The organism is Micromonospora sp. DT31, assembly GCF_049841795.1.
In the GTDB taxonomy this organism is placed as follows: domain Bacteria; phylum Actinomycetota; class Actinomycetes; order Mycobacteriales; family Micromonosporaceae; genus Micromonospora.
On sequence record NZ_JBNCKZ010000002.1, the window covers coordinates 179,677 to 205,491 of the forward strand.

Consider the following 25,815-nt stretch of genomic DNA (forward strand, 5'->3'; position numbering starts at 1 on the left):
ACCCCACCGCCGATGCCCCGAACCCACGAGATCTTGGTACGGATGCGCCCCTCGAAGGGCCGTTCCGTACCAAGATCTCGTTCGGGGCGGGTCGGTCAGCGCCAGGTGTCTGGGCGGGTGAGGTCTTTCGCCACCTGCGCGCCGGCGAGCACGGTCGTCGCCTCGGCCTCGGTGAAGTCCACCTGGCCCGCGGGTCGGTCGCCCGGGAAGGGCCAGGCGAAGTCGACAGTCACCCGCCCCATGGGCAGGCCGAGCAGTTCCAGCCGGGTGCCGTCCGGGTAGAGGAAGCCCGGGCGGCCACGCAGGTCGCGGTTGCTGTTCCGATCCGCGCCCGGTGCCATTTCCGCCCCGTAGACCAGCCGCATCCACATGGTCGAGGACGGCGCCCGGGAGACGGTGAACTGAGCTATGACGCCCTTCGGGAAGGCGGCCGCATCCACCGAGCATGCCGTCACCGTCGCGTTCGCCGGCAACGTGGTCAATCGCACCGGCCCGGTGCACCGCCGGGCTTCGTCCCAGCGCACCAGCCCGGCGGCGCGGTCCAGGACGGACACGTCGCCACCGAGCACGGCCGCCCGGGCGTAGAGACCGGGGACGGGCTGCCACGACTTGACCAGGCCATCCGTGCCGGCGACGCGCAGTACGGCACCGTCGAAGGTCGGCGGGCCGGTGACGGCCTGCGCCGGGAAGCCCTCGATCGGGGGGGTGCCGTTGATGGCCTTCGCGTCCGGGCTCACCTCAAGCACGATCGTGTGTCCGCCGTCGATGCTGAACCGGATGGACTCGATCGGGCCGGAGGCGTGGACGGACCAGCCCAGATAGCGGGCCTGGCTGTCGTCCAGGCTCAGGTGCAGCACCTGCCCGTCGGTGCCGACCAGGTCGGGGCGGTCGCGTGCCCCCGGTACCCCGTCGGCCCTCGGCGGCACCGGCGCGGCGGCCGTCGGCGTCGCCGCCGTCCAGGGCATCCGCTCGGCGAGCCCGCCCATGTCCGCGCGTGTCGCGCCGGTGAAACCGAGCACGCCGACCAGGGCGAGCGCGGTGCCGGCGGTCACCCGGCGGCGTGCCCGCCGGCGCCGGCCGAGTGCGCGGGAGCCGCGCAGCAGACGTCCGGTGTCCATCTCCCCCTCGGCCTGCTCCCGCAGCGTCGAGGCGATCCGTTCGTTGAGGTCGGTCACAGCCGGCTCCCCTTGGTCGTCGGGACGCCGCAGCGTTCCCGGAGGTGGGCGAGCGCCCGCATCGCGTGGGTGCGGACGGTGACCGGGGAGCAGTCGAGGATCTGGGCGATCGTGGCGTCGTCCAGATCCTCGTAGTAGCGCAGCACCAGCACGGCACGCTGGCGGTCCGGGAGAGCGCGGATCAGCCCCCACATCGCGTCCCGGTCGGCCGCCTCGCCGCTCAGGTCGCCGCGTTCGGGCCGGTCGGCGAACGTGTCCACCGTCAGCTCACGGCTGGACCGCCGCCGCCACCAGGACGTGTTCGCGTTGACGAGCATCCGGCGCACGTACACGTCGGGGCGGTCGACCCGGGCGATCTTCCGCCAGTGCACGTACGCGCGCGCCAGCACGTCCTGGGTCAGGTCCTCGGCGCGGTGCGCGTCGCCGGTCAGCAGCCGGGCCAGGCGCAACAGGGCCGGGCCGCGGCTGCCGACGTACTCCTCGAAGGTCACACCCTGAAGACGCCGTCACCGGGCCCGGCTGTTGACAGCGGTCAGCGCCGGGTGTGGTCGCGGAACCCGCGGCCGGTCTTGCGACCCAGGTAGCCGGCGGTGACCAGGTGCTCCAGCAGCGGCGCCGGGGCGAAGCCGGGCTCGCGCAGCTCCAGGTACAGCTCCCGCTGGATGGCCAGCGACACGTCCAGGCCGACCACGTCGAGCAACTCGAACGGACCCATCGGGTAACCGCAGCCGAGCTTCATCGCGTAGTCGATGTCGTCGGCGGTCGAGTAGCTGGCCTCCAGCATCTTCACCGCGTCGTTCAAATAGGGGAAGAGCAGCGCGTTGACGATGAAGCCGGACCGGTCGCCGCAGACCACGCCGGTCTTGCCCAGCGTGGCGCAGACCGCCCGGGCGGTGGCCGACGTCTCGGCCGAGGTACGGATGGTCTGCACGATCTCCACCAGCGGCATGATCGGCGCCGGGTTGAAGAAGTGCAGGCCGACCACGTCGGCCGGGCGCTGGGTGGCCATCGCCACGTCGATCACCGGCAGCGACGAGGTGGTGGTGGCGAGCACGACGTCCGGCTTGCAGATCTCGTCGAGGCTGGCGAACAGGGCCTTCTTGACGCTCAGCTCCTCGATCACCGCCTCGACCACCAGGTCGACGTCGGCCAGGTGCTCAAGCGTCGCCGACCAGGTGATCCGGCCCAGCGCGGCCTCCCGGTCGGTCTCGCTGAGCTTGCCCCGCACCACGCCCTTGTTCAGCGACGTCTTGACCGCCTCGCAGACCTTCGCGGACTTCTCCGCGCCCCGGGTCACCGAGATGATCTCGTACCCGGCCTTGGCGAAGACCTCGATGATGCCGGTGGCCATGGTGCCGGAGCCGACCACGCCGACCTTGGCGATCGTCCGGGCGCCGTCGGCGAGCGCGGCGTCCCCGGCCGGCGGCGTGTGCGCGTCGGGTACGACCTTCGGCGAGCCGGGCCGCTCGTAGGTGTAGAAGCCGCGACCGGACTTGCGACCGAGCAGCCCCGCGGTGACCATCTGCTTGAGCAGCGGGGCCGGGGCGTGCCGGCGGTCCCGTCCGCCGCGCCGGTACATGGTGTCGAGGATCTCGTACGCGGTGTCCAGGCCGATCAGGTCCATCAGTGCCAGCGGGCCCATCGGCAGGCCGCAGCCGAGCTTCATGGCGGCGTCGATGTCCTCGCGGGTGGCGTAGCGCGCCTCGAACATGCCGACGGCGTGGTTCAGGTAGCCGAAGAGCAGCGCGTTGGCGATGAACCCGGCCCGGTCGCTGATGGTCACGTCGACCTTGCCCAGCCGCGCGCAGAGCGCCTCCACGTCGGCCACCACGTCGGCGGAGGTGACCACGGTGCGGACCACCTCGACCAGCTTCATCACCGGGGCCGGGTTGAAGAAGTGGATGCCGATGACCTGGTTCGGCCGGCTGGTGGCCACGGAGATCTCGGTGACGCTCAGCGAGGACGTGTTGGTGGCCAGGATGGTCTCGGGCTTGCACACCCGGTCCAGCTCGGCGAAGATCCGCTGCTTGAGGTCCAGGTGCTCGGGCACCGCCTCGATCACCAGGTCGACGTCCCGCAGCGCGTCCAGCCCGACCCGGAAGTCGACCCGCGCGAGCAGGGCGTCCCGCTCGGCCTCGGCGAGCTTGCCCTTGGCCACCGCGCGGTCGGTGGACCCGGTGAGCGTGACCTGGCCCCGCTCCAGCGCGGCGTCGGAGATCTCCACCGCGGTCACGTCGATGCCGTTGCGGGCGAACACCTCCACGATGCCGGCACCCATGGTGCCCAGACCCACCACGCCTACCTTGGTGAACTCCCGCGCCACGACCGGCCTCCCCTGGCTCGACTCCGCCGTCCGCGACATGAACGGCCGCTAAGGTTATGCGCCGGAGTCTGCCACGTGACGCTGTGTTGTCGAGACGCGGTGGGATATTTCACGCACCGTGCCTCACCCGGTGACGGTCGCCCCGGTGAGCGCCAGCAGCTCGGCGACGAACTCCGCCGGCCGTTCCAGGTGCGGGCTGTGCCCGCAGCCGGGCAGCACCACCTCCCGGTAGGCCCCGCCGGCCGCCGCGTACCGGTCGAGCACCGCGCGGGTCTGGCCGATCATCGGCTGCGGCGGGCACTGCGGGGTGCCCGGCCAGCCGGGCACCACGCCGAGCTGACCGAGGTACGCCAGGTCGAACAGCGAGGTGTCCGAGACGATCACGTCGGCGTCACCGCGTACCCAGGTCACCGGCGGCTTGACCCCGACGGCGACCAGCTCGTCGGCGACCCGGAAGCGGGCCAGCGCGTTGAGCACGCCGCGCGCTCCGGCGGCGGTCCCCGGCCAGTGCGGCGAGGTGGCCGCGTCGCCCGGGTAGTTGTCGGACCCGACGGCGGTGGTCACCATGCTGTCCAGCAGCAGGTCCTCGTCGTCGCCGAGCGACGCCGGGTCGGCCACGTACGCGGTGCGCAGCACGCTGCGCGGGCTGGTCGGGCCGTCCGCGCTCCGGTCACCGGCGGCCAGCCGGGCCACGAACCCGGGGTTCGCGCCGCCGGCCCCGGTGCCGGCGAGGTCGGGGGTGGTCGGCGTGCCGTCGAGGTCCCCGGTGCCACCGAAGCCGTACGGGGAGACAGGCGCCTCCAGCAGCAGCCCGGCCACCCGGTCCGGGTGGTCGACGAGCAACCGCATCGCCACCCCGCCGCCCAGGGAGTGCCCGACCACCACCGGCCGGGCGTGCGGGGCGAACAGGCCGGGGGCTTCCAGCAGGGCGGCCACGTCGTCGGCGAAGTCGGCGAGCCCTCGGGTGGCGTCGACCGGGGCGGTGTCCGTCTCGCCGTAGCCGCGCAGGTCGGGCGCGACGACCCGGAGCGTCCCGGGCAGCCGGGACAGCAGCGGCTCCCAGAACGCCGACGAGGAGACGTTGCCGTGCACCAGCAGCACCGGCACGCCGTCCGGCGGGCCGGCCACCCGTACCGCCTGGTTGATGCCGTGGGCCTGGACCGTGTGCCGCGCGCTACGCATCCGCGCATGCTGGCACGAACGCCGTGGCGGAGTCCATGTGGCCGGCATCCACAGCCGACGTCGGGGAGGTGGCGACAGGCTCGGGTTCAGCGGGCGTCGACCGGCTGCGCCTCGCGGGCGTCGACCGGCTGCGCCTCGCGGGCCTCGATCGGCTGCCGGGGCGCCGGGACGGGCAGCGGCAGGGTGGGCCGCTGGTCGCGGCGGAGGGCCCCGAAGCTCATCCCGACCGGGTCGGTCCGGGCCACACCCGGGTCGTAGAGGCGCAGGTCGGTGCGGCCCAGGCGGACCACGTCCCCGTCGGAGATCGGCACGCTGCCGGCGATCCGGGTGTCGTTGAGCCAGGTGCCGTTGGTCGACCCGAGGTCGGTCAGCACGACCCCCGCGGGGGTGGCCTGGACGGTGGCGTGGCGGCGGCTCAGGTGCGGATCGGCGAGCACGATGTCGGCGGTCGGCGCCCGGCCGATCACCTGCGTGCCCCGGCCGACCCGGAAGCTGAGCCCACGCATCGCCCCGCCGGACACCGTCAGCAACGGCATCAGCTCCGGATGCTCCTTCATGGACAGTCGACCTCCACCCCACATCGCCTGCGGCGTCAGCCTGTCACCTCAACGGGGTGGCTCCCACCACCGCACGGTCACCCCGACCACCCCGGCCGGCCATCTCCCGTTCGCCGTTTCGGTCGGCATCGTCATCGATGCGACGCCTGTTCGTCCGGGCAGCGTACGGGCCGTCCACGCCTACCGGCGAGTAATTCTCAGGTCTAGACTTCGGCCATGACCGCTGTGCATGTGCCGGGAGCCCCGCTCATCTCCGATGGTCAACTGGTGTCGACCAGCCCGGCCACCGGCGCGGAGGCCGGGCGGTTCCCGCTGGCGGCCGAGGCTGACGTGCACGCCGCCGTCGACCGGGCCCGTGCCGCGTCGGACTGGTGGGCCGGGCTCGGCTTCGCCGGCCGGCAGGACCGGCTCCAACGCTGGCGCCGGGTGATCGCCCGGCGGATCGAGGAACTGGCTGACCTGGTGCACGTCGAGGGTGGCAAGCCGGTCGGCGACGCCGTGGTGGAGATCCTCACCGCGCTGGAGCACATCGACTGGGCCGCCCGCAACGCCCGCCGGGTGCTCGGCCCCCGGCGGGTCCGCTCCCGGCTGATCCTGGCCGAGTTCACCGGCCACCTGGAATACCAGCCCTACGGCGTGGTCGGCGTGATCGGCCCGTGGAACTACCCGGTCTTCACCCCGATCGGCTCCGCCGCGTACGCGCTGGCCGCCGGCAACACGGTGGTGCTCAAGCCCAGCGAGTACACCCCGGCGGCCGGTCAGTGGCTCGTCGACCGGTTCGCCGAGGTGGTGCCCGAGCAGCCGGTGTTCCAGGTGGTGCACGGGTTCGGCGCGGTCGGCGCCGCGTTGTGCCGCTCCGGGGTCGGCAAGGTCGCCTTCACCGGCTCGACCGCCACCGCCCGCCGGGTGATGGCAGCCTGCGCCGAGACGCTCACCCCGGTGCTGCTGGAGGCCGGCGGCAAGGACGCGATGATCGTCGACTCCGACGCCGACCTGGACGCGGCGGTCGACGCATGTCTCTGGGGCGGGCTCACCAACGCCGGCCAGACCTGCATCGGCATCGAGCGGGTCTACGCGGTCGACCAGGTCTTCGACACGTTCGTCGACAAGCTGGTGACACAGGCCGGGCGGTTGACCGTCGGCGCCGACGGGGCCGACCTCGGACCGATCACCATGCCGTCGCAGATCGAGGTCATCCGCCGACACATCGACGACGCGATCGCCCGCGGCGGCCGGGCGGTGCTCGGTGGCCCGGAGGCGGTCCAGCCGCCGTACGTGCACCCGACCGTGCTCGTCGACGTGCCGGAGGACTCGGCCGCCGTTCAGGAGGAGACGTTCGGCCCGACGCTGGTCGTCAACCGGGTACGCGACGTCGACGAGGCCGTCGAGCGCGCCAACGCGTTGCCGTACGGCCTCGGGGGCTCGGTGTTCGGCCGGGCGCGGGCGGTGGCCGTCGCACGGCGGCTGCGCTCCGGCATGGCCTCGGTCAACTCGGCGCTGACCTTCGCCGGCATGTCGACGCTGCCGTTCGGCGGCACCGGCGAGTCGGGCTTCGGCCGCATCCACGGCGAGGACGGGCTGCGCGAGTTCACCCACGCCAAGTCGGTCACCCGCCGGCGGGCGCGTTCGCTGCTGCCGTCGATGACCTTCAACCGCACCCCCGCCGACGTGGCCCGGCTGGTCAAGGTCGCCAAGCTGATCTACGGCCGGGGACGCTGAGCCGGCCGGCGGTCAGAACAGCGTCAGCTCGTCGCGTTCGATGCCGCGCAGCTTGTCGTAGTCGACCACGACGCAGCGGATGCCCCGGTCGGTGGCGAGCACCCGGGCCTGCGGCTTGATCTCCTGCGCGGCGAACACCCCGGTCACCGGCGCGAGCAGCGGGTCGCGGTTCATCAGTTCCAGGTAGCGGGTGAGCTGTTCCACACCGTCGATCTCGCCGCGCCGCTTCACCTCGACGGCGACCGCGCCGGCATTGGCGTCGCGGCACAGCAGGTCGACCGGCCCGATCGCGGTCATGTACTCCCGCCGGACCAGGGTGAAGCCCTCCCCCAGCGTCTGCGGGTTCGCGGCGAGCAGCTCCTGCAGGTGCGCCTCGACGCCGTCCTTGCGCAGGCCCGGGTCGACGCCCAGTTCGTACGAGGTGTCCTGGAAGATCTCCTCCAGTGTGATGCGCAACTCCTCGCCGGCCTTGTTCACCACCCGCCACACCCCGGGTGCCTCCTCCAGCCGGCACGGCGGGCTCATCCAGTTCAACGGCTTGTAGGCCCGGTCGTCCGCGTGGATCGACACCGAGCCGTCCGCTTTCACCATGAGCAACCGGGTGGCCGGCGGCAGGTGTGCCGAGAGCCGTCCGACGTAGTCCACCGAGCACTTCGCAATCACCAACCGCACCCGACGAGGGTAGCGGAGGCCCCCACCGGCGCCGACGAGCGCCACTGGCGCGGCAGTGCCATATTGAGATGGTGCTCGAAGTCCTCACCGGTACCGGCCTGGCCGCCTCGGCCGGCCTGAACGCCTACATCCCCCTACTGCTGATGGGTCTGCTGGCCCGCTACACCGATCTGATCGAGCTGCCGAGCGGCTGGCAGTGGCTCGGCAACGGCTGGGTGGTGGTGATCCTCGCCGTGCTGCTGGCGGTCGAGGTGGTGGCGGACAAGGTGCCGGTGCTCGACCACGTCAACGACGTGGTGCAGACGGTGGTCCGACCCACCGCCGGCGGCCTCGCGTTCGGCGCGGGCTCCGGTTCGGAGACGGTCACGGTCAGCGACCCGGATTCGTTCTTCTCCTCCCACCAGTGGGTGCCGGTGGTGGTCGGCGTGGTCATCGCGCTGGGCGTGCACCTGCTCAAGGCCGCCACCCGGCCGGTGATCAACGCGGCCACGGCCGGCTTCGGCGCCCCGGTGGCCAGCACCGCCGAGGACGCGACGAGTGTGGTCATGTCGGTGGTGGCGATCCTGCTGCCGGTGCTGGTGCTGGTGTTCCTGCTCGCCCTGGTGTTCTTCGTGCCCTGGCTGGTACGCCGCCGCCGAAGTCGACGCCGGGAACGCGCCGCCGCCCGGGAGGCCGGCTTCCGCGTCTGACCCGCCCCGGCTCCGGAACCCTCTAAAATTGGGGCAAGACACCCAAGGAGGTACGGGAAGATGACCGCGTCGTTGGAAATGCCCCGGGTCCAGGAGTGCGCCGTCCGGTCCTGCGCCTACAACCACACGAACGACTGCCACGCGTTCGCCATCACGATCGGCAGCAGCGACCACGCCCACTGCCACACGTTCGTGGAGATGCCGGTGCGCGGCGGCCTCGACCAGCTGGTCGCCCAGGTCGGCGCCTGCTCGCGCGCCGACTGCCGGCACAACTCCGACCTGGAGTGCCACGCCCCGGCGATCACCGTCGGCCCGGACATGGACATGGCCGACTGCATGACCTACGAGAGCCGCTGACTCACCCACGCAACCGCCTCGGCGGGGCGCCGCCGCCTCCGCGCCGTTGTTAAGAAGGGGCCCCTGCTCTACCGCAGGCGTTAAGAGGGGCCCCTTCCTTTCACCTCAGGTCGTTGGCCTCGCGGACGACGGTGACCAGGTCGTCGATGATGCCGGTGAGGGCGAAGTCCTTCGGCGTGAACACCCGCGCCACCCCGGCGGCCCGCAGCGCGGCGGCGTCGGCGGCCGGGATGATCCCGCCCACCACCACCGGCAGGTCACCCCGCCCGGCCGCGCGCAACCCGTCCAGCACCGCCGGCACGGCGGCCAGGTGCGAACCAGAGAGCACGGACAGGCCGACCAGGTCGACGTCCTCCTCCACGGCCGCCGCCACGATCTGCCCGGCGGTCAGCCGGATGCCCTGGTAGACCACCTCGAACCCGGCGTCGCGGGCGCGTACCGCGATCTGCTCGGCGCCGTTGGAGTGCCCGTCGAGCCCCGGCTTGCCGACCAACAGCCGCAGCCGGCCACTGCCCAGCTCCCGGGCGGTCGCGGTGACCCGCTCGCGGACCGCGGCCAGGCCCGCGTCGCCGCCGGCCCCGGCCGCCCCGGCCAGTCCGGTCGGCGCCCGGTACTCGCCGTACACCTGGCGCAGCGCGCCCGCCCACTCGCCGGTGGTCACCCCGGCCCGCACGCAGGCCAGCGTCGCCGGCATCAGGTTCGTCGTGGTCGCGGCGTCCGCGCGCAACCGGTCCAGCGCGGCGTCCACGGCGGCCGCGTCCCGGTCGGCCCGCCACCGGGTCACGCCGTCGGTGGCCGCCGCCTCGACGGCCGGGTCCACCTGTTCGATGTTCTCGGCGTCGGCCGCGGTCAGCGGGGACGCCTCGGTCTCGGTGAACCGGTTGACGCCGACCACCACGTCGGCGCCGGACTCCATCCGCCGACGCCGGTCGGCGAGCGAGGCGACGAGCGCGCTCTTGAGGTATCCGGACTCCACGGCGGCGACCACGCCGCCCATCTCCAGCACCTTGTCCAGCTCCACCCGGGCGCCGGTGACGATCTCGTCGACGAGCGCGGTCATCACGTGCGAGCCGGCGAACAGGTCGGGGTATTCCAGCAGGTCCGACTCGTACGCGAGCACCTGCTGCATGCGCAGCGACCACTGTTGGTCCCACGGGCGGGGCAGGCCCAGCGCCTCGTTCCAGGCGGGCAGCTGCACGGCGCGGGCGCGGGCGTCGCGGGACATCGTGACGCCGAGCATCTCCAGCACGATGCGCTGGATGTTGTTCTCCGGCTGCGCCTCGGTCAGGCCCAGCGAGTTGACCTGGACGCCGTAGCGGAACCGGCGTTGCTTCGCCTCGGTCACGCCGTAGCGGTCGCGGGTGATCTCGTCCCAGAGCGCGCCGAAAGCGCGCATCTTGGCGATCTCCTCGACGAAACGCACGCCGGCGTTGACGAAGAAGGAGACCCGCTGGACCACGTCGCCCATCCGCTCGGCCGGCACCTGGCCGGAGTCGCGCACCGTGTCCAGCACGGCGACCGCGGTGGCGAGCGCGAAGCCCACCTCCTGCACCGGTGTCGCGCCGGCCTCCTGCAGGTGGTACGAGCAGATGTTCACCGGGTTCCACCGGGGCATCTCGCGCAGCGTGTAGGCGATGATGTCCGCGGTCAGCCGCAGCGAGGCGGCCGGCGGGAAGATGTACGTGCCCCGGGACAGGTACTCCTTGATGATGTCGTTCTGGGTGGTGCCGGCGCAGCGGCTCAGCTCGGCGCCCTGCTCGGCGGCGACCGTGCCGTAGAGGCCCAGCAGCCACATCGCCGGCGCGTTGATGGTCATCGAGGTGTTCATCTCGGCCAGCGGGATGCCGTCGAACAGCGCCCGCATGTCGCCGAGGTGCGCCACCGGCACGCCGACCCGGCCCACCTCACCGGAGGCCAGTTCGTGGTCCGGGTCGTACCCGGTCTGGGTGGGCAGGTCGAAGGCGACCGACAGCCCGGTCTGCCCCTTCGCCAGGTTGCGTCGGAAGAGCGCGTTGGTGGCCGCGGCGGAGGAGTGCCCGGCGTACGTGCGCATCACCCACGGGCGGTCCCGCTCGGGCAGCCGTCCCGGCATCGCGTCATCCATGGCCGGAGTTTAAGTTACCGCCCAGTAAAAGAGAGTGTGGAAAACCACACAACCCACACCGCGTCGGTGGGCCGGCGCGCCACCGGCCCACCGTACGGGTCACTCGCTGCGGGCGGTCTCCGGTCCGGTGATCCGTTCCAGCAGCGGCAGGGTGGCGGCGATGACGGCGAGGCTGCCCAGCAGCCCGACCGCCACCACGGCCGCGAACCCGATCCCCGGTGTTCGCAGGTCGTAGTCCATCTGCGCGCGAAGGAACAGATGGGCGGCGACCAGGCCCATCCCGACCGCGACCACCGCGACGGTCAGCAGCGGGACCGCGCTCTCCAGAGCCACCACCCGGCGCAGCAGCCGCACCGGCGCACCGCTGAGCCGGAGCAGGCTGAACGGCCGTTTCCGTTCGCTGAGCCCGGCCGCGACGCCGACGGCCAGGCTGCACCCGGCGAGCGCGAGGCCGGCCACCACGACCACGTCGGCCAGCCGCTGCCAGCCGCGCATGGTGTCCGCGAAGTCGGCCTCGAAGTCACCGGGCACGTTCGGGGCCACGACGAAGGCGGGAAACGCGGCCTCGATGACCGTCCGGGCCCGCTCGACCGCCGCCGGGTCGGCCGCGTCCACCGCCACGGAATCCACCGGCAGCCGCGGGAGCACGGCCGGGTCGACGGTCGACGCGGGCCAGATCCGGGCCGCGGAGGCGGACTCCCGCCAGGGAATCAGACCCTGCGCCACCTCGGCGACGGTCGCCCCGTCGGCGCACCGTCCGTAGGCCGGTGGGATGTCCGCGCAGGCGATCACGCCGGACTCGTGGCCGCCGCCGCGCACCGGGTTCTGCCGGACGATCACCGGGTCGCGGACGCCGGGCACCGCGGCCAGGTCGGTCAGCAGCGAACCGGGCACCGGCGAGTCGCCCGCCGACGAGAGGGACAGCCGACCGGCCTCCAGCGAACCCCGGGGCGCCGGTCCGCGCTCGTGCGCGATCGTCCCCATGACGCCGACGGCCACGGTCGTGACGAAGAGCGCGAGCATCACCCCGCTGACGGCCCGGAACCCGGCGGCCGGGTTGTCGGCGAGGCGGCGCGCGGCGATCAGCGCGGCCGGTCGGCTGGCGCGGGCGGCCATCGCCCGGGCGCCGACCATGGTCAGCCACGGCCCGCCCGTGATCAGGCCGGTCATGACCAGCAACAGGGCGGGCAGGAAGAGCGCGGTCTGACCGTCCGCGGTGCCGGGCCGGTAGAGCAGGGCGAAGCCCAGCACGGCGAGACCGAGCACGAGCGGAATCAACCGGTACGCCCGCGGCGGACGCGGCGTCACCCGCCGCGTCACGCCGAGCGGCGAGATCCGCACCCGGCGCAACGCGACCCAGGCCGCGACCGCCGCACCCGCCGGCACGCCGAGCGCCACCAGCAGGACGTCCGGCACGCCGAGGGACAGGTCGTCGGGGAAGTACGGCATGCCGGTGAGCGGGAACCCGGCGAGCTGCCGGCGGAACGCGAGGAACAGGACGAAGCCGCCCGCCGCGCCGGCCGCCGCCGCGAGCGCGGCCTCCACGGCAGCGACCACCGAGATCTGTCGCGGCGTGGCCCCGACCAGGCGCATCGCGGCGAAGCGTTGCTCCCGGCGGGCGGCGCCGAGGCGGGTCGCGGTGCCGATGAGGATGAGCACCGGGAAGAGCAGCCCGCCGGTCACCACGGCGAGGAGGAGGGCGATCACCGTTCCCGGCAGCGGGGCCCGGTTGTCGTCGACCCGGGTGATCTCGCGGACCCGCTCCAGTGCCCCGACCTGTTCCGGGGTCCCGCCGACCAGGATGAGCAGGGTGTCCGGCGAGGTGAGCGCCGCCGGCCCGACCGTGCCGAGGTCACGGCCGGGATAGCGGTCGGCGAGCTGGTCGGCCGGGGTGGTGGCCAGCAACGTCCGCAGTGCCGGGGAGGCGTAGTACTCGCCGGGACCGGGGGTGCGGGGAACACCGACCGGGGTGGGCGCGGTCGGCCCGGTCGCGGCCACGTCGACGCGGGCGATCTGGGTGCCGCGGAAGTAGTCGAACCGGGTCGACCACAGCAGCGGATCAGCCGAGCCGTCCGCCGTCTCCTGCGGGTACAGCGAGGCGTACCGGCCGAGTTGGGCGTTTGTGGCGTGCACGCCGGCGACGGTGGTGAGCAGCAGCCCGGTGCCGACCGCGACGGCGGCGGCGATGGCGAGCAGCCGGACCAGCGCCTCCCGGCCGCCGGCGACGGCCAGGCGCAGCGCGAGCCGGATCACGAGACGACCCCGGCGGGGGCGTTGACCCGACCGTCGCGCACCATGACCTCCCGGTCGGCGTACGCGGCGATGCGCGCCTCGTGCGTGACCAGGACGACCGTGGTGCCCTTCTCGCGGGCGGCGTCCACCAGCAGCGTCATCACCTCCTCGCCGGTGAGCGAGTCGAGCGCGCCGGTGGGCTCGTCGGCGAACAGCACCCGCGGCTCGGCGACCAGGCCGCGGGCCAGCGCGACCCGCTGGGCCTGCCCGCCGGACAGTTCGCCGGAGCGGCGGTGCTCCAGGCCGGCCAGGCCGAGCCGCTCGAACCAGCCGTGCGCGGCACGCAGCGCCGGGGTGCGGCGGACGCCGCGCAGCAGCAGCGGCAACGCCACGTTCTCGGCCGCGGTGAGTTCCGGCACCAGCTGGCCGAACTGGAAGACGAAGCCGAAGCGGTCGCGGCGCAGCGCGCTGCGGTCGGCCTCGCCGAGCGTGTCGATCCGCGTCCCGTCGAACCGGACCTCGCCGGAGTCGGGGCGCAGGATCCCGGCCAGGCAGTGCAGCAACGTCGACTTGCCGGAGCCGCTCGGCCCCATGACGGCGACGACCTCACCGGCCGCCACGGCCAGGCTCGCGCCACGCAGGGCGGGTGTCCCACCGAACGCGAGGACGACGTCCCGGGCCTCGATCGTCACGGTCATGGCCTTACCGCCTTTCGCAGGGCGTCCAGTCGGGCGCCGGTCGTCTCGATCCACCGCAGATCCGCCTCCAGGTGGTAGAGGCCGTGGTCGGCGAGCATCACGTCGACGAGTCCGCCCTTGCGTTTGACCTCGGTGAGCTCGCGCATCCGGCGCAGGTGGGCGGCGCGCTGGGTGTCCAGATAGTCCTCGGCGGGGCGCTCCAGCATCAGCGCGAGCACGACCTTGGCGAACAGCACGGTCTGCAGGTGCGGTTCCGGTTCGACCGGCTCGGTCAACCAGTGGTTCACCTCGGTGGCACCCAGGTCGGTGATGACGTAGCGCTTGCGGTCCGGCCCGGCGCCGGGCGCGACGTCGCTGACCATCACCTTGCCGTCGCGGGCCAGCCGGCTCAGCGTCGAATAGACCTGCCCGTACGGCAGCGGCTTGCCGCGCCCGAAGAAGGTGTCGTATTCGCGCTTCAGGTCGTAGCCGTGGCTCGGCTCACGTTCGAGCAGCCCCAGCAGGGTCAGGGGAACCGTCATGACCAGACACTACACCGAGTGCATACCTCGCGTATATAGATGACCCGACAGCGGAACGGGCGACCGCACGACGCACACTTGACGGCATGGAAAACGAGCTCGCGATCTCCGTGCGGGGCCTGCGCAAGGCGTACGGCGACAACGTCGCGGTCGCCGGCGTGGACCTGGACGTCCACCGGGGCGAGGTGTTCGCCCTACTGGGTCCGAACGGGGCCGGCAAGACGACCACCGTGGAGATCCTGGAGGGCTACCGGCACCGCGACGCCGGTGAGGTACGGGTGCTCGGCGTCGACCCGGCCCGCCCCGACGCCGGCTGGCGCTCCCGCGTCGGCATCGTGCTCCAGGGCACCGGCGAGTTCGACGAACTGACCGTCGCCGAGGTGGTCCGGCACTTCTCCGGCTTCTACCCCGGCGCCGACGACCCGGACAAGGTCGTCGAGCGGGTCGGGCTGGGCGCCAAGGCCAAGGCGCGCACGCACACGCTCTCCGGCGGGCAGAAGCGCCGCCTCGACGTGGCGCTGGGCATCATCGGCCGCCCCGAACTGCTCTTCCTCGACGAGCCGACCACCGGCTTCGACCCGGAGGCCCGGCGGGAGTTCTGGGAGCTGATCCGGGACCTCTCCGCCGCCGGCACCACAATCGTGCTCACCACCCACTACCTGGACGAGGCCGAGTCGCTCGCCGACCGGGTGGGTGTGATCGCCGCCGGCCGGGTGGTCGAGGTCGCCCCGCCCCACGAGTTGGGCCGCCGGCAGGAGGCGCTGGCGACCGTCTCCTGCCGTACCCCGGACGGGCGGCCGTGGTCGGCGCAGACCGCCACGCCGACGGCGCTGGTGGCCGACCTGGCCGCGCGTTTCGGCGGCGAGGTGCCCGGCCTGACCGTGACCCGGCCGACCCTGGAAGACGTCTACCTGCGGATGATCGGACACTCATGACCACCACGACGACGCCTACCGCCCCGGTCGCCCCCACCGCGGGGCGACGGCCCGGCGCGGGCACGCTGGCGCTGCGCCAGGGTCGGCTGGAGATCACCCAGTTCCTGCGCAGCCGGGAGTCCGTCGTGTTCACGATGGGCTTCCCGATCATCATGATCCTGATCTTCGCGGCGATCTTCAGCGACGAGATCGCCCCGGGCGTCAGCTACACGCAGTACTTCATCACCGGCATGATCGCCACCGGCCTGATGACGGTGAGCTTCCAGAACCTCGGCATCTGGATCCCGATCGAGCGGGACCGGGGCGTGCTCAAGCGCTACCGGGGCACGCCGATGCCGAAGTGGGTCTGGTTCGCCGGCAAGGTGATCATGGTGGTGGTCATCGGCATCGCCGAGACCGCGCTGCTGCTCGCCGTCTCGGTGGCGATGTTCGACCTGCAACTGCCGCAGACCGCCGCCAAGTGGCTGACGTTCGGCTGGGTCGCCGTCCTCGGCGTCACCGCCTGCACGCTCTGCGGCATCGCCATCTCGTCGCTGGCCCGCACCGCCCGCAGCGGGTCGGCCGTGGTCACCCCGGTCGCGCTGGTGCTCCAGTTCATCTCCGGCGTGTTCTTCGTCTTCACCAGCCTGCCCACCTGGATGCAGCAGGTCGCGGCGATCTTCCCGCTCAAGTGGATGTGCCAGGGGCTGCGGTCGGTCTTCCTGCCGGACAGCTTCGGCGCCCGGGAGCCCGGCGGCTCGTTCGAGCTGGGCACCGTCGCGCTGGTGCTGGGCGCCTGGTGCGTCCTCGGCCTGGTCCTGTGCATGACGACCTTCCGCTGGACCACCAAGCGCGACGGCTGACCACCTGGTCACGCCGTCGCGCGCGCCCCCGGCGCGTACCAGATGGCACACTCGCCGGCATGGGACGCACGATGAGCCGGCGGACGGTGCTCACCGCCGCCGGCGGCCTCGCCGGGGCCGGCCTGGTCGGCGGCCTGGCCGCCCGGCAACTGTCCGACCCGAGACCGGGCACCGGACCCACCCTGCCGGACGCCCCGGCCGGCGAAGAGCGGCTGATCCGCATCGCGTCCGCCGCCCGTGGCCGCGAGGTGGACTTCTGGACGGCCGTGCCCGACGGGTACGGCGACGGCCGCGGCCTGCCCGTCTGCCTGGTCCTGCACGGCGCCTCGGCCACCCCGCGCGACTTCGGCCGGTTCGGGCTGGCCCGCTTCCTCACCGACGCGGTACGCCGGGGCGCCCCGCCGTTCGCCCTCGCCGGCGCCGCCGGCGGGCGGCTGTCCTGGCGCGCCTCCGGCGACGACGACCCACAGCGGATGGTGCGCGAGGAGGTGCCCATCTGGTGCGCCCGGCGCGGATTCGACAGCAGCCGGGTGGCCGTGTGGGGCTGGTCCATGGGGGGCTTCGGCGCGTTGCTGCTCGCGCAGGCGTACCCGCGCTGGTTGCGGATGGCGGCGGCCTTCTCCCCGGCGGTGCGCCCCGGCGACGCGGTCTTCGCCGGCGCCGAGAAGCTGCGCGGCACCCCCGTCGGGCTGTGGTGCGGCCGGCAGGACAACGTCCTCCCCGACGTCCGCGCGCTGGCCCGGGCGCTGCCCGAGGAGCCGGTCCGCGCGGCCTGGGCCGACGGGCGGCACAACTTCGGCTACTGGGGCACCGTCATCCCCGACGCGTTCGCGCTGCTCGGCGGCGCACTCAGCCCGCCCCGGACATGACACCGCCCCCGGCCGCGCGGGCCGGGGGCGGGACGTGCCGGTCAGTACGAGTAGAAACCCTGCCCGGTCTTGCGGCCCAGGTCGCCGGCGGTGGCCATGCGCTGGAGCAGCTCCGGCGGGAAGAACTTCTCGTCGGCGGTGTCGGTGTAGATGTTGCGGGTGGCGTTGAGCAGCACATCCACGCCGGTCAGGTCGACCGTGGCCAGCGGGCCCATGGCGTGCCCGAAGCCCAGCTTGCAGGCGGTGTCCAGGTCCTCGGCGGAGATCACGCCGGACTCGACCAGCTTGATCGCCTCCATCGCCAGCGCGGAGATCAGCCGGGTGGTGACGAAACCGGCGATGTCCCGGTTGACCACCACCACGGTCTTGCCGATCTCCTCGGCGAACGACCGTGCGGTGTCCATGGTCGCGTCGCTGGTCTTGTAGCCGCGGACCAGCTCGCACAGCTTCATCATCGGCACCGGCGAGAAGAAGTGGGTGCCGACCACCGATTCGGGACGCTCGGTGGCGGTGGCGATCTGGGTCACCGGGATGGCCGACGTGTTGGTGGCCAGCACCGCGTCCGCCCGACAGATCCGGTCCAGCGCACGGAACACCTCGTGCTTGATCTCGATCTTCTCGAAGACCGCCTCGACCACGATGTCCGCGTCGGCGGCGGCTTCAAGCTCGGTGGTCGGGGTGATCCGGCCCAGCGTCGCCTCGACGTCGGACGCCTCGATCCGGCCCTTCTCGGCGAACTTCTCCAGCGACTTCCGGATGCCGTCGACGCCGCGCTTCGTGGCCGCGTCGTCGACGTCGCGCAGCGTCACCTGCCAGCCCGCCTGAGCCGCCACCTGGGCGATGCCCGAGCCCATCAGCCCGGCACCGACGACCGCGAGTCGACCCGCCATCTACTTCTCCCTCGCCGTGTTATCGACTGTCGGGAAGAACCCTACTTAACGGCGGATAAGGCCCGGTCGTCAGATGGCCAGGTCCGGTTCCTCCGGCGCGGTGCCGCGCTCCACCTCGACGCCGAGCGCGCGCAGGTCCGCCACGAAGTCCGGGTAGCCCCGGTCCACGTGGTGCACGTGGGAGACCTCGGTGAGCCCGTCCGCGCAGAGCCCGGCGATGATCAGGCCGGCGCCGGCCCGGATGTCGGTGGCGCGTACCGGGGCACCGGACAGGCGCTCCCGACCGCACACCAGGGCGTGGTGGCCGTCGGTACGGATCTCCGCGCCGAGCCGCATCATCTCGTTGGCGAACATGAACCGGCCGTCGAAGATGTTCTCGGTGATCAGCGAACCGCCCTCGCTGACCGCCGCCAACCCGATCGCCATCGGCAGCAGGTCGGTGGCGAAACCCGGGAACGGCAACGTGACCACGTCGACGGCCCTCGGCCGGTCGTCCAGCCGTACCCGGAAGGCGTCGTCGCGGGTCTCGACCAGACCACCGGCCGCGACAAGCTTGTCCAGCGCCACCTCCAGGTAGGCCGGGTCGACGCCGGTCACCGTCACGTCACCCCGGGTCATCGCCGCGCCGAACGCCCAGGTGCCGGCAACGATCCGGTCTCCCACCGTGGCGTGCCGGACCGGATGCAGTTCGGGTACGCCGACGATGTGCAGCGTCGACGTGCCGGCGCCGGAGATCCGCGCCCCCATCCGGCTCAGCATGGTGCAGATGTCGACGATCTCCGGCTCCCGGGCCGCGTTGTCGATCGTGGTGGCACCCCGGGCCAGCACCGCCGCCATCACCAGGTTCTCGGTCGCGCCCACGCTCGGGAAGTCGAGCACGATGTCCGCGCCGCGCAGCCCGTCCGGCGCCTCGGCGATGACGAAACCGTGCTCACCGGAGATCTCCGCGCCCATCCGGGCCAGCCCGGCGATGTGCATGTCCAGCCCGCGTGAGCCGATGGCGTCGCCGCCCGGATGGGCCACCCGGACGTACCCCCGGCGGGCCAGCAGCGGACCGAGCACGCAGATCGACGCCCGCAGCCGCCGGACCAGGTCGTAGTCGGCCTCCGCGCCGGGTCGCTCCGGCACGTCGATGAGCACCGACCGGGACCGCTCCCGGCCGCCGTGCGCCGCCATCGGATCGATCGGGTCGTCCGGGGCGAAGCTGACCTCGCAGCCGAGCCGGCGCAACACCTCCCCCATGATCGCGATATCGGTGATCCGGGGCACGTTGGTGATCAGGCTGCGCCCGGGCGCGAGCAGCGCGGCGGCCATCAGCTTCAGCGCGGAGTTCTTCGCGCCCACCACGTGCACGGTGCCGGCGAGCCGGGCGTCCCCCCGCACCCGGATGACGTCGAGGTCGCCGAGCGCCGGATCGCCGACGTCGGCCGGCCCCGCCGTCGACCGGTCCGGCCGCGCCGGGATGGTCAGGTCCGGTATCCGTAGGCTGTGCGTCATGGCCGTCCACCTCACGCGCATCTACACCAAGGCCGGCGACGCCGGCATGACCAGGCTGAGCAACAACGAGCAGGTGCCGAAGACCGATCCACGCATCGCCGCGTACGCGGACGTGGACGAGTGCAACGCCTCGATCGGGGTGGCGCTCGCCCTCGGTGATCTGTCGGACGAGCTGCGGGCAGTGCTGGAAGCCGTGCAGAACGACATGTTCGACGTCGGCGCGGACCTGGCCACACCGGTGGAGCCGGACCCGGAGTATCCGCCGCTGCGGGTCACCGAGGAGTACGTCGAGCGCCTCGAGGGCTGGTGCGACGAGTTCAACGCGCGCCTGAGCAAGCTCGACTCCTTCATCCTCCCCGGCGGCACCGCGGGTGCGGCGCTGCTGCACGTGGCACGGACGACCGCCCGGCGAGCCGAGCGCGCGGCGTGGGCGCTGGTCGCGCACGATTCCGAACGGACCAGTCCCCTCCCGGCAAAGTATCTCAACCGGCTCTCCGACCTGCTCTTCATCCTGGCAAGAACGGCAAATCCCGGCGGGGACGTGCTATGGGTGCCGGGCGGGAAGCGCTGACCGTCGGTGGCCTCCACCACGTGGAGGTGTGGGTACCCGACCTGGCGGCGGCCAGTCGTTCCTGGGGCTGGCTTCTCGGCGAGCTGGGCTGGACGCTCTACCAGGACTGGCCCGCCGGCCGGTCCTGGCGGCGCGGCGCGACGTACATCGTGCTGGAGGAGTCATCCGCGCTCACCGGCCGTGCCCACGACAGGCGCGCGCCCGGCCTGAACCACCTGGCCTTCCACGCCGGCCCACCGGCCGCCGTCGAGCGACTGGTCACCGCCGCCTCCGAGTACGGCTGGACGCTGCTGTTCCCGGACCGACACCCGCACGCCGGCGGCCCGGACAGCTACGCCGCCTACCTCACCGACGGGCAGGGGTACGAGGTCGAGCTGGTCGCGGACGCGTGAAGGCCGGCACCCCTTCGTGCGGGGTGCCGGCCTTTTCGCTGTGTGTCTTACTTGTTCGTCTTACTTGTTCCAGTGTTCGGCGACGAGGTCGGCGGCCTGCTGCTCCCACTGGGCGTAGTGGTCCGGGTAGGCCGACACCTGGACGGTCTGGGCGGCCTTGGTCAGCGGCATGTCCTGCCAACCGTCGACCTGCTTCAGACCCTTCAGGAACGCCATGGTCGAGTACTCGGGGTCGGTGATCTGCTCCACCGTGCCCCAACCACTGGAGGGGCGCTGCTGGAACAGGCCCTGCGAGTCGTGGTCGTTACGCTCGCCGAGGTGGCCGAGGTTCTCCAGCTTCGACTCCTGCAACGCCGTCGCGATCGACACGACCGCGGCACGCTCGTCCATGCCGGCCTTCTTCGTGCCCGCGATGATCGCCTTCACATTGGCGCTCTGCTCGTCGTTCAACTCGATGCGCGACTGGGCGCCCTGCACGCCGTGCGGGATCAGCTTGTCAGCCTGCTGCACCGCAGCCGTGACCGGCGTGGCGGCGTGCGTGGTCTCCACCGCCGCGTGGGCGGCGACCGGACCGGCGAACACGCCACCGGTGAAAGCCAGACCAGCAATACCCAGAACGCTCTTCCGCAGGATCGTGTTCATGATGAGTGCTCCATTCGGGGGTCGACACACACCCACGGGGGACGGGGATGCGTGGGCACCGTCAGGCGCTCAGAGACTGTCGGGGGGTCCGACCGCTCGCGGGGCGAGGGGATGCCACGTCGCGGCGCCGGAACCATGTTCAACGACCGACGGCCCGGGGATGTTCCCGCAGACGGTGCGGCCCGTTCGAGGGCTGGGCCGTTTCCGTTGCTCGGTCGCTCACCCGGTTACAACGCCACCCACCCGCCAGCGATTCCGCACCCACAGTGCCGCCCACCACCCTGGAACCGGACACCCGGTCCACAACCGCCCAGCGGGCCCGGGCGAGGAGTGGTGCGGACGGTTTTGCCCGTGCGGTCAGGCGGCGGGCCAGTCCTGGGAGGCCAGACGCGGCGAGGCCGCCCCGGGCGGGGCGGCCTCGAGCCAGGACAGGAAACCCGTAACCGTGGAACGCGCCATGGCGATCTCGATCGGGGCGTGGTGGCTGGTACAGCGCAGGATCACCCATTCCGCCGGCATGGAGAGGCGCTCCTGCCCCTCGGGCAGCCGGCGACGCTCGACCGCCAGCCCTTTGCGGGAGAGCACCCGCTTGGGGCGCAGGGCGAAGCTGAACATGCGGTACCAACGGAGTTCGTCGCCGACGAACCGACCGAAGCCCGGCGACCAGCCGCGACCGTCGAGGATCGTGGAGACCCGCACGCTCAGCCGGATGATGCCACCGATGCGGGTGAACAGGGCCCGCCGGAGGAAGAGGATCAGAAGCCCGACGACGACGACCGCGACGCCGATTCCGATACCCTCGACGATCGCCATCGGCGGGTCGGCTCAGCGGGCCGGGGTTGCCGGGGTGGCGCTCTCGGCGAGGACCGTGACGCCCTCACCGCTCACCGACAGGAAACCGCCGGCCACGTCGTACGCGACCTGCTGGCCGCCGGCCTGCTTGATGCGTACCTGGCTGGGCTCCGCGAGCTGCCCGAGCAGGGGTGCGTGGCCCGGCATCACACCGAGCTCACCCTCGGTCGTACGGGCGACGACCATCTCGGCCTCGCCGGTCCAGACCTTCTCCTCGACGGCTACGAGCTCGACGTGAAGCTGCTTTGCCACGCTGTCTCCTTGCTGCGGCGGCGGATTGCCGAAAGTCTAGTCGCGCCCCCGCGGCCCACCCAACGCGGGTGGTGAGAGCCGGACCACGCCCGCCCCGCACCGGACCAGGCTACTTGGTCTCCTGCTTGAAATCGGGATGCTCCAGCAGGAACGCGTCCACCTGCCCGGTACGCAGGGCGGCGAAGAAGTCCTCCGCCGGTTCGAGCAGCTGCTCACCCCGGTACGCGCTGCCGGTGCCGATGGAGTCAGCCGGCAGTTTGATCGTCTCGATCGCGGCGGGGCGCATGTCCTTCAGCGCCAGGCCGAAGTCCACCACACTGTTGCCGCGCCCGTTGAAGACCAGCGACTTGCCGGCGGCGCGCAGCACCCGGTCGAGTTTCACCGGGTTCGTCACCACGTCGGCGCTGAACGCCTGGCTCGCCATCGCCTTGACGAACTGCTGCTGGTGCCGCTGCCGGCCGTAGTCGCCGTCCGGGACGCCGTTGCGCGGGTAACGCTGCCGGACGTAGTCCAGCGCCTGCCAGCCGTTGAGGTGGGCGTTGCCCTTCTTGTACTGCGCCTGCGGACCGAGGTATCCCCCGCCACCGGGCCTGAGCTGGCGCGGCGTGCCGTCCGGCTGGACGTGCTCGGACTTCACGTCCCGCTCGATGTACATGTCGACGCCGCCCATGGCGTCGACGATCTTCTTGAACCCGCTGAAGTTGATGATCACGCCGGCGTCGAAGCGCTTGATCCCGGTCACCTGCTGCACGGTCATGGCGAGCAGTTCGAAGCCCTGCGCGGTGCTCGGGTTCTGCCCGGGCACGTCGCTGCCGTGGGACATGGCGGCGTTGAGCCGGTCCCTGCCGCCGGAGTAGTCGGCCTTGGGGAAGGCCGGGATGTCCACCCGCAGGTCGCGTGGGAGCGAGAAAAGGTAGCCCCGGTCCATGCTGGCGGGGATGTTCAGGATCATGATCGAGTCGGCGAGCGGTCGGGCCGTCGCCGTGCGGGGGTCGACGCCGACCAACAGGATGTTGAGCGGCCCCTTGATGTCGCTCTTCTTCTCGCTGGCGCCGGCGGCCTGGTCACCGAAGAGGTCGGCCTTGCCGACCGAGCCTTCGTAGCGGGCGACGAGCGCACGCGAGGCGACAAGCACGGAACCGCTGAGCACCACCATGACGATGCCGAGGATGGTGCAGACGCGGGCCCACCGGGGCACGCCTCGCCACATGGACCGCTTGCTGCGGCCCGTGCCACCCTTGTCGCCCACGTGCGTCTCCCGTCGTCGCGCCCACGAAAGGAAGACGGGCGCGGTGATTCGTTTCGTTGCAGTCAACCTCTGTGATCGGAAGTCGTGCCACGAACGGTACCGCGCACGCGGACCAACCGCTTGCCTGCGATGCGGGCATCTGATAGTGAGCGGTGCTGAACAGGCGAAGGCCGCCCCGACTCTGCGTCGGGGCGGCCTTCGTGGTGTGAGCGGGCTCTCAGCCCTCCTCGCCCATCAGCTCCTTGGCCTTCGCCCGGAGGTCGTCCAGGCCACCGCACATGAAGAACGCCTGCTCCGGGAAGTGGTCGAACTCCCCCTCGCTGATCCGGCGGAAGGCGTCGATGGTCTCGGCGATCGGGACCGTCGAGCCGACCACGCCGGTGAACTGCTCGGCCGCGTACGTGTTCTGCGAGAGGAACCGCTCGATCCGGCGGGCACGGCCGACGGTGAGCTTGTCCTCCTCGGAGAGCTCCTCGATGCCGAGGATGGCGATGATGTCCTGCAGGTCCTTGTAGCGCTGCAGGATCCGCTTCACCTCGGTGGCGACGGCGAAGTGCTCCTCGCCGACGAACTCCGGGGCGAGGATCCGGGACGAGGACGCCAGCGGGTCCACGGCCGGGTAGATGCCCTTGTCGGAGATCGACCGCTCCAGGTTGGTGGTCGCGTCGAGGTGGGCGAACGTGGTGGCCGGCGCCGGGTCGGTGTAGTCGTCGGCGGGCACGTAGATCGCCTGCATCGAGGTGATGGCCTGACCCCGGACGGAGGTGATCCGCTCCTGGAGCTCGCCCATCTCGTCGGCCAGGGTCGGCTGGTAACCCACGGCACTCGGCATCCGGCCGAGCAGCGTGGAGACTTCGGAACCGGCCTGGGTGAAGCGGAAGATGTTGTCGATGAAGAGCAGCACCTCCTGCTTCTTCACGTCCCGGAAGTACTCCGCCATGGTGAGCGCGGAGAGCGCCACCCGCAGCCGGGTGCCCGGCGGCTCGTCCATCTGGCCGTAGACCAGTGCGGTCTTGTCGATGACGCCCGACTCGGTCATCTCGGCGATGAGGTCGTTGCCCTCACGGGTGCGCTCACCCACGCCGGCGAAGACCGAGGTGCCGCCGAAGTTCCGGGCGACCCGGGTGATCATCTCCTGGATGAGCACCGTCTTGCCCACGCCCGCGCCACCGAACAGGCCGATCTTGCCGCCCTTGACGTACGGGGCGAGCAGGTCGATGACCTTGATGCCGGTCTCCAGCATCTCGGTCTTCGGCTCCAGGTCCGCGAAGGCCGGGGCCTTGCGGTGGATGCCCCAGTGGTCGTCCGGGGTGATCGTCTCGCCCTCGGTCAGGTTGAGGCACTCGCCGATAGCGTTGAACACGTGGCCCTTGACCGCGTCGCCCACCGGCACGCTGATCGGGGCGCCCGTGTCACGGACGTCGGCGCCCCGGACAAGGCCGTCGGTCGGCTGCATCGAGATCGCGCGGACCAGGTTGTCACCCAGGTGCTGGGCAACCTCCAGGGTCAGCGTCTTCTCACCGCCGGAGAGCGTCACGTCGACCTGCAGGGCGTTGAACAGCCCCGGCATGCCGTCACGCGGGAACTCGGCGTCGACGACCGGGCCGATGACCCGGACCACGCGACCCGTGGCCGTCTTGGTCTCCACTGCGGATACAGTCATCACACTTCACTTCCCGATGCGGCCAGCGCGTTAGCGCCGCCGACGATCTCGCTGATCTCCTGGGTGATCCCGGCCTGACGGGCCGAGTTCATCTCGCGCGTGTACTTCTCGATCATGTCTTCGGCGTTGTCCGTGGCGCTCTTCATCGCCCGCCGGCGGGCCGCCGACTCACTCGCCGCCGACTCCAGCAACGCCGCGAAGATCCGCGTGTTGATGTACTTCGGCAGCAGGGCGTCGAGCAACGACTCCGGTTCCGGCTCGAACTCGTACGAGGGCAGCGCGCCCTCGGACCGCGGCCGGTCCTCGACCTGCATCGGCCCGATGATCCGGGTCACCGGGTTCTGCGTCATCAGGGACTTGAACTCGGTGTAGACGATGTGCAGTTCGTCGACCCCGAGGATGCCGTCGGCACCGGCGTCGCCGTCGGTGTCGTCCGCGCCGGCGACGAACGCCTTGATCAGCGTCTCACCGACCTCGCGGGCGTCGGCGAACGTCGGCTGCTCGGAGAAGCCCGTCCAGCTGCCGGCCAGCTCGCGGCCGCGGAACCGGTAGTACGCCACGCCCTTGCGGCCGATGACGTAGAGCACCGGCTCCTTGCCGTCGGCACGGAGCCGGGCGATCAGCGACTCGGCGGCCCGGATCGCGTTCGAGCTGTATCCGCCGGCCAGACCCCGGTCGGACGTGACCAGCAGGACGCCCGCCCGCCGCACCCGCTCGCGCGAGGTGAGCAGCGGGTGGTCGATCCGCGCGTTCGAGGCCAGCGCCGTCAGCACGCCGGTGATCGCCTCGGCGTACGGCAACGAGGCCGCCACCTTGGCCTGGGCCTTGGCGATGCGGCTCGTCGCGACGAGCTCCATCGCCTTGGTGATCTTCTTCATCCCCTTGGCGGAACGGATCCGCCCGCGGAGAACGCGTACCTGGGCCGCCATCGG

26 protein-coding genes are annotated in these 25,815 nt (G+C 71.9%); 8 read left to right on the forward strand and 18 right to left on the reverse strand.

The genetic code is table 11. The features are described from left to right. Nucleotides 1-95: 95 nt before the first annotated feature. The 5 genes from ACLQ2X_RS04770 to ACLQ2X_RS04790 all read right to left on the reverse strand — a co-directional run bounded on the left by ACLQ2X_RS04770 (nt 96) and on the right by ACLQ2X_RS04790 (nt 5,237). Nucleotides 96-1,175: a hypothetical protein gene (locus tag ACLQ2X_RS04770; RefSeq protein ID WP_425679700.1), complete on the reverse strand. Its 1,080-nt coding sequence runs from the start codon at nt 1,173-1,175 to the stop codon at nt 96-98. Beyond that, the gene (locus ACLQ2X_RS04775; protein WP_425679701.1) at nt 1,172-1,666 is read right to left on the reverse strand and encodes a SigE family RNA polymerase sigma factor; all 495 of its coding nucleotides are present in this window, start codon (nt 1,664-1,666) and stop codon (nt 1,172-1,174) included. The genes ACLQ2X_RS04770 and ACLQ2X_RS04775 overlap by 4 nt, the downstream gene beginning before the upstream one ends. Before the next feature lie 41 nt (nt 1,667-1,707). Further along, a complete protein-coding gene (locus tag ACLQ2X_RS04780; RefSeq protein ID WP_425679702.1) occupies nt 1,708-3,498 on the reverse strand; it encodes a 3-hydroxyacyl-CoA dehydrogenase family protein in 1,791 nt (596 codons plus the stop codon). Between the two features lie 123 nt (nt 3,499-3,621). Then, the gene (locus ACLQ2X_RS04785; protein ID WP_425679703.1) at nt 3,622-4,680 is read right to left on the reverse strand and encodes an alpha/beta fold hydrolase; all 1,059 of its coding nucleotides are present in this window, start codon (nt 4,678-4,680) and stop codon (nt 3,622-3,624) included. Nucleotides 4,681-4,766: 86 nt separating this feature from the next. Beyond that, the gene (locus tag ACLQ2X_RS04790) at nt 4,767-5,237 is read right to left on the reverse strand and encodes an FHA domain-containing protein (protein ID WP_425679704.1); all 471 of its coding nucleotides are present in this window, start codon (nt 5,235-5,237) and stop codon (nt 4,767-4,769) included. Between the two features lie 216 nt (nt 5,238-5,453). Between ACLQ2X_RS04790 and ACLQ2X_RS04795 the strand changes: the two genes are divergently transcribed. Further along, on the forward strand, nt 5,454-6,956 hold the full coding sequence (locus ACLQ2X_RS04795) for an aldehyde dehydrogenase family protein (protein ID WP_425679705.1): 1,503 nt from the start codon (nt 5,454-5,456) through the stop codon (nt 6,954-6,956). Between the two features lie 12 nt (nt 6,957-6,968). Here the strand turns inward: ACLQ2X_RS04795 and nucS are convergent, their stop codons facing one another. Next, nucleotides 6,969-7,628 (reverse strand): endonuclease NucS, encoded by a 660-nt coding sequence (gene nucS / locus ACLQ2X_RS04800; protein WP_425679706.1) that lies wholly within the window; start codon nt 7,626-7,628, stop codon nt 6,969-6,971. Nucleotides 7,629-7,699: 71 nt separating this feature from the next. Here nucS and ACLQ2X_RS04805 point away from each other — a divergent pair, with 71 nt between their 5' ends. Next, nucleotides 7,700-8,317, forward strand: coding sequence for a DUF4126 domain-containing protein (locus ACLQ2X_RS04805; RefSeq protein ID WP_425680011.1), 618 nt, complete (start codon nt 7,700-7,702; stop codon nt 8,315-8,317). Between the two features lie 60 nt (nt 8,318-8,377). After that, entirely contained in the window at nt 8,378-8,674 is a 297-nt protein-coding gene (locus tag ACLQ2X_RS04810; protein WP_302905148.1) for a DUF1540 domain-containing protein, read from the forward strand. A gap of 100 nt (nt 8,675-8,774) precedes the next feature. On the opposite strand, the gene ACLQ2X_RS04815 is transcribed toward ACLQ2X_RS04810, so the two are convergent. From ACLQ2X_RS04815 to ACLQ2X_RS04830, 4 genes are all read right to left on the reverse strand, one after another. Then, on the reverse strand, nt 8,775-10,778 hold the full coding sequence (locus ACLQ2X_RS04815) for a methylmalonyl-CoA mutase family protein (protein WP_425679707.1): 2,004 nt from the start codon (nt 10,776-10,778) through the stop codon (nt 8,775-8,777). Nucleotides 10,779-10,877: 99 nt separating this feature from the next. Further along, a complete protein-coding gene (locus ACLQ2X_RS04820; RefSeq protein WP_425679708.1) occupies nt 10,878-13,031 on the reverse strand; it encodes an FtsX-like permease family protein in 2,154 nt (717 codons plus the stop codon). After that, nucleotides 13,028-13,708 (reverse strand): ABC transporter ATP-binding protein, encoded by a 681-nt coding sequence (locus ACLQ2X_RS04825; protein ID WP_425679709.1) that lies wholly within the window; start codon nt 13,706-13,708, stop codon nt 13,028-13,030. The genes ACLQ2X_RS04820 and ACLQ2X_RS04825 overlap by 4 nt, the downstream gene beginning before the upstream one ends. Continuing rightward, entirely contained in the window at nt 13,705-14,229 is a 525-nt protein-coding gene (locus tag ACLQ2X_RS04830) for a PadR family transcriptional regulator (RefSeq protein ID WP_425679710.1), read from the reverse strand. The genes ACLQ2X_RS04825 and ACLQ2X_RS04830 overlap by 4 nt, the downstream gene beginning before the upstream one ends. An 86-nt stretch (nt 14,230-14,315) precedes the next feature. On the opposite strand from ACLQ2X_RS04830, the gene ACLQ2X_RS04835 reads away from it, so the two are divergent. The 3 genes from ACLQ2X_RS04835 to ACLQ2X_RS04845 are packed head-to-tail and all read left to right on the forward strand — an operon-like array spanning nt 14,316 to nt 16,875. Beyond that, entirely contained in the window at nt 14,316-15,164 is an 849-nt protein-coding gene (locus ACLQ2X_RS04835) for an ABC transporter ATP-binding protein (protein WP_425679711.1), read from the forward strand. After that, complete coding sequence (locus tag ACLQ2X_RS04840) at nt 15,161-16,006, forward strand: ABC transporter permease (RefSeq protein ID WP_425679712.1); 846 nt, start codon at nt 15,161-15,163, stop codon at nt 16,004-16,006. The genes ACLQ2X_RS04835 and ACLQ2X_RS04840 overlap by 4 nt, the downstream gene beginning before the upstream one ends. Before the next feature lie 59 nt (nt 16,007-16,065). Beyond that, nucleotides 16,066-16,875 carry an alpha/beta hydrolase gene (locus ACLQ2X_RS04845; protein WP_425679713.1) on the forward strand — a complete coding sequence of 270 codons (810 nt, stop codon included), beginning with the start codon at nt 16,066-16,068 and terminating at the stop codon, nt 16,873-16,875. 41 nt (nt 16,876-16,916) lie between these two features. Here the strand turns inward: ACLQ2X_RS04845 and ACLQ2X_RS04850 are convergent, their stop codons facing one another. Together ACLQ2X_RS04850 and murA are read right to left on the reverse strand one after the other, a co-directional pair. After that, nucleotides 16,917-17,765 carry a 3-hydroxyacyl-CoA dehydrogenase family protein gene (locus ACLQ2X_RS04850; RefSeq protein WP_425679714.1) on the reverse strand — a complete coding sequence of 283 codons (849 nt, stop codon included), beginning with the start codon at nt 17,763-17,765 and terminating at the stop codon, nt 16,917-16,919. 69 nt (nt 17,766-17,834) lie between these two features. Continuing rightward, nucleotides 17,835-19,262: a UDP-N-acetylglucosamine 1-carboxyvinyltransferase gene (murA, locus tag ACLQ2X_RS04855; protein WP_425679715.1), complete on the reverse strand. Its 1,428-nt coding sequence runs from the start codon at nt 19,260-19,262 to the stop codon at nt 17,835-17,837. Between murA and ACLQ2X_RS04860 the strand changes: the two genes are divergently transcribed. Further along, a complete protein-coding gene (locus tag ACLQ2X_RS04860; RefSeq protein WP_425679716.1) occupies nt 19,261-19,833 on the forward strand; it encodes a cob(I)yrinic acid a,c-diamide adenosyltransferase in 573 nt (190 codons plus the stop codon). The genes murA and ACLQ2X_RS04860 overlap by 2 nt on opposite strands. After that, complete coding sequence (locus ACLQ2X_RS04865) at nt 19,809-20,225, forward strand: VOC family protein (RefSeq protein WP_425679717.1); 417 nt, start codon at nt 19,809-19,811, stop codon at nt 20,223-20,225. Before ACLQ2X_RS04860 ends, ACLQ2X_RS04865 begins: the two co-directional genes overlap by 25 nt. A 60-nt stretch (nt 20,226-20,285) precedes the next feature. On the opposite strand, the gene ACLQ2X_RS04870 is transcribed toward ACLQ2X_RS04865, so the two are convergent. The 6 genes from ACLQ2X_RS04870 to ACLQ2X_RS04895 form a co-directional block, all read right to left on the reverse strand. Beyond that, a complete protein-coding gene (locus ACLQ2X_RS04870) occupies nt 20,286-20,867 on the reverse strand; it encodes a hypothetical protein (RefSeq protein ID WP_425679718.1) in 582 nt (193 codons plus the stop codon). 357 nt (nt 20,868-21,224) lie between these two features. Continuing rightward, entirely contained in the window at nt 21,225-21,680 is a 456-nt protein-coding gene (locus ACLQ2X_RS04875; protein WP_425679719.1) for a DUF2550 domain-containing protein, read from the reverse strand. A 12-nt stretch (nt 21,681-21,692) separates the two neighbouring features. Next, the gene (locus tag ACLQ2X_RS04880; protein WP_425679720.1) at nt 21,693-21,971 is read right to left on the reverse strand and encodes a F0F1 ATP synthase subunit epsilon; all 279 of its coding nucleotides are present in this window, start codon (nt 21,969-21,971) and stop codon (nt 21,693-21,695) included. A gap of 109 nt (nt 21,972-22,080) precedes the next feature. Beyond that, nucleotides 22,081-23,181 carry an LCP family protein gene (locus ACLQ2X_RS04885; RefSeq protein WP_425680012.1) on the reverse strand — a complete coding sequence of 367 codons (1,101 nt, stop codon included), beginning with the start codon at nt 23,179-23,181 and terminating at the stop codon, nt 22,081-22,083. Between the two features lie 256 nt (nt 23,182-23,437). Next, the gene (atpD, locus tag ACLQ2X_RS04890) at nt 23,438-24,883 is read right to left on the reverse strand and encodes a F0F1 ATP synthase subunit beta (protein ID WP_425679721.1); all 1,446 of its coding nucleotides are present in this window, start codon (nt 24,881-24,883) and stop codon (nt 23,438-23,440) included. Beyond that, on the reverse strand, nt 24,883-25,812 hold the full coding sequence (locus ACLQ2X_RS04895; protein WP_425679722.1) for a F0F1 ATP synthase subunit gamma: 930 nt from the start codon (nt 25,810-25,812) through the stop codon (nt 24,883-24,885). Before ACLQ2X_RS04895 ends, atpD begins: the two co-directional genes overlap by 1 nt. Nucleotides 25,813-25,815 lie beyond the last annotated feature (3 nt).

What these genes read in the sequence shown, in the direction of transcription:
- ACLQ2X_RS04785 (WP_425679703.1), bottom strand. Translation starts at nt 4,680, where the DNA reads ATGCGTAGCGCGCGGCACACGGTCCAGGCCCACGGCATCAACCAGGCG.
- ACLQ2X_RS04795 (WP_425679705.1), top strand. Translation starts at nt 5,454, where the DNA reads ATGACCGCTGTGCATGTGCCGGGAGCCCCGCTCATCTCCGATGGTCAA.
- atpD (WP_425679721.1), bottom strand. Translation starts at nt 24,883, where the DNA reads ATGACTGTATCCGCAGTGGAGACCAAGACGGCCACGGGTCGCGTGGTC.
- ACLQ2X_RS04825 (WP_425679709.1), bottom strand. Translation starts at nt 13,708, where the DNA reads ATGACCGTGACGATCGAGGCCCGGGACGTCGTCCTCGCGTTCGGTGGG.
- ACLQ2X_RS04865 (WP_425679717.1), top strand. Translation starts at nt 19,809, where the DNA reads ATGGGTGCCGGGCGGGAAGCGCTGACCGTCGGTGGCCTCCACCACGTG.
- ACLQ2X_RS04860 (WP_425679716.1), top strand. Translation starts at nt 19,261, where the DNA reads ATGGCCGTCCACCTCACGCGCATCTACACCAAGGCCGGCGACGCCGGC.
- ACLQ2X_RS04870 (WP_425679718.1), bottom strand. Translation starts at nt 20,867, where the DNA reads ATGAACACGATCCTGCGGAAGAGCGTTCTGGGTATTGCTGGTCTGGCT.
- ACLQ2X_RS04830 (WP_425679710.1), bottom strand. Translation starts at nt 14,229, where the DNA reads ATGACGGTTCCCCTGACCCTGCTGGGGCTGCTCGAACGTGAGCCGAGC.
- ACLQ2X_RS04850 (WP_425679714.1), bottom strand. Translation starts at nt 17,765, where the DNA reads ATGGCGGGTCGACTCGCGGTCGTCGGTGCCGGGCTGATGGGCTCGGGC.
- ACLQ2X_RS04845 (WP_425679713.1), top strand. Translation starts at nt 16,066, where the DNA reads ATGGGACGCACGATGAGCCGGCGGACGGTGCTCACCGCCGCCGGCGGC.
- ACLQ2X_RS04815 (WP_425679707.1), bottom strand. Translation starts at nt 10,778, where the DNA reads ATGGATGACGCGATGCCGGGACGGCTGCCCGAGCGGGACCGCCCGTGG.
- ACLQ2X_RS04885 (WP_425680012.1), bottom strand. Translation starts at nt 23,181, where the DNA reads ATGTGGCGAGGCGTGCCCCGGTGGGCCCGCGTCTGCACCATCCTCGGC.
- ACLQ2X_RS04895 (WP_425679722.1), bottom strand. Translation starts at nt 25,812, where the DNA reads ATGGCGGCCCAGGTACGCGTTCTCCGCGGGCGGATCCGTTCCGCCAAG.
- ACLQ2X_RS04810 (WP_302905148.1), top strand. Translation starts at nt 8,378, where the DNA reads ATGACCGCGTCGTTGGAAATGCCCCGGGTCCAGGAGTGCGCCGTCCGG.
- ACLQ2X_RS04840 (WP_425679712.1), top strand. Translation starts at nt 15,161, where the DNA reads ATGACCACCACGACGACGCCTACCGCCCCGGTCGCCCCCACCGCGGGG.
- ACLQ2X_RS04835 (WP_425679711.1), top strand. Translation starts at nt 14,316, where the DNA reads ATGGAAAACGAGCTCGCGATCTCCGTGCGGGGCCTGCGCAAGGCGTAC.
- ACLQ2X_RS04790 (WP_425679704.1), bottom strand. Translation starts at nt 5,237, where the DNA reads ATGAAGGAGCATCCGGAGCTGATGCCGTTGCTGACGGTGTCCGGCGGG.
- ACLQ2X_RS04875 (WP_425679719.1), bottom strand. Translation starts at nt 21,680, where the DNA reads ATGGCGATCGTCGAGGGTATCGGAATCGGCGTCGCGGTCGTCGTCGTC.
- murA (WP_425679715.1), bottom strand. Translation starts at nt 19,262, where the DNA reads ATGACGCACAGCCTACGGATACCGGACCTGACCATCCCGGCGCGGCCG.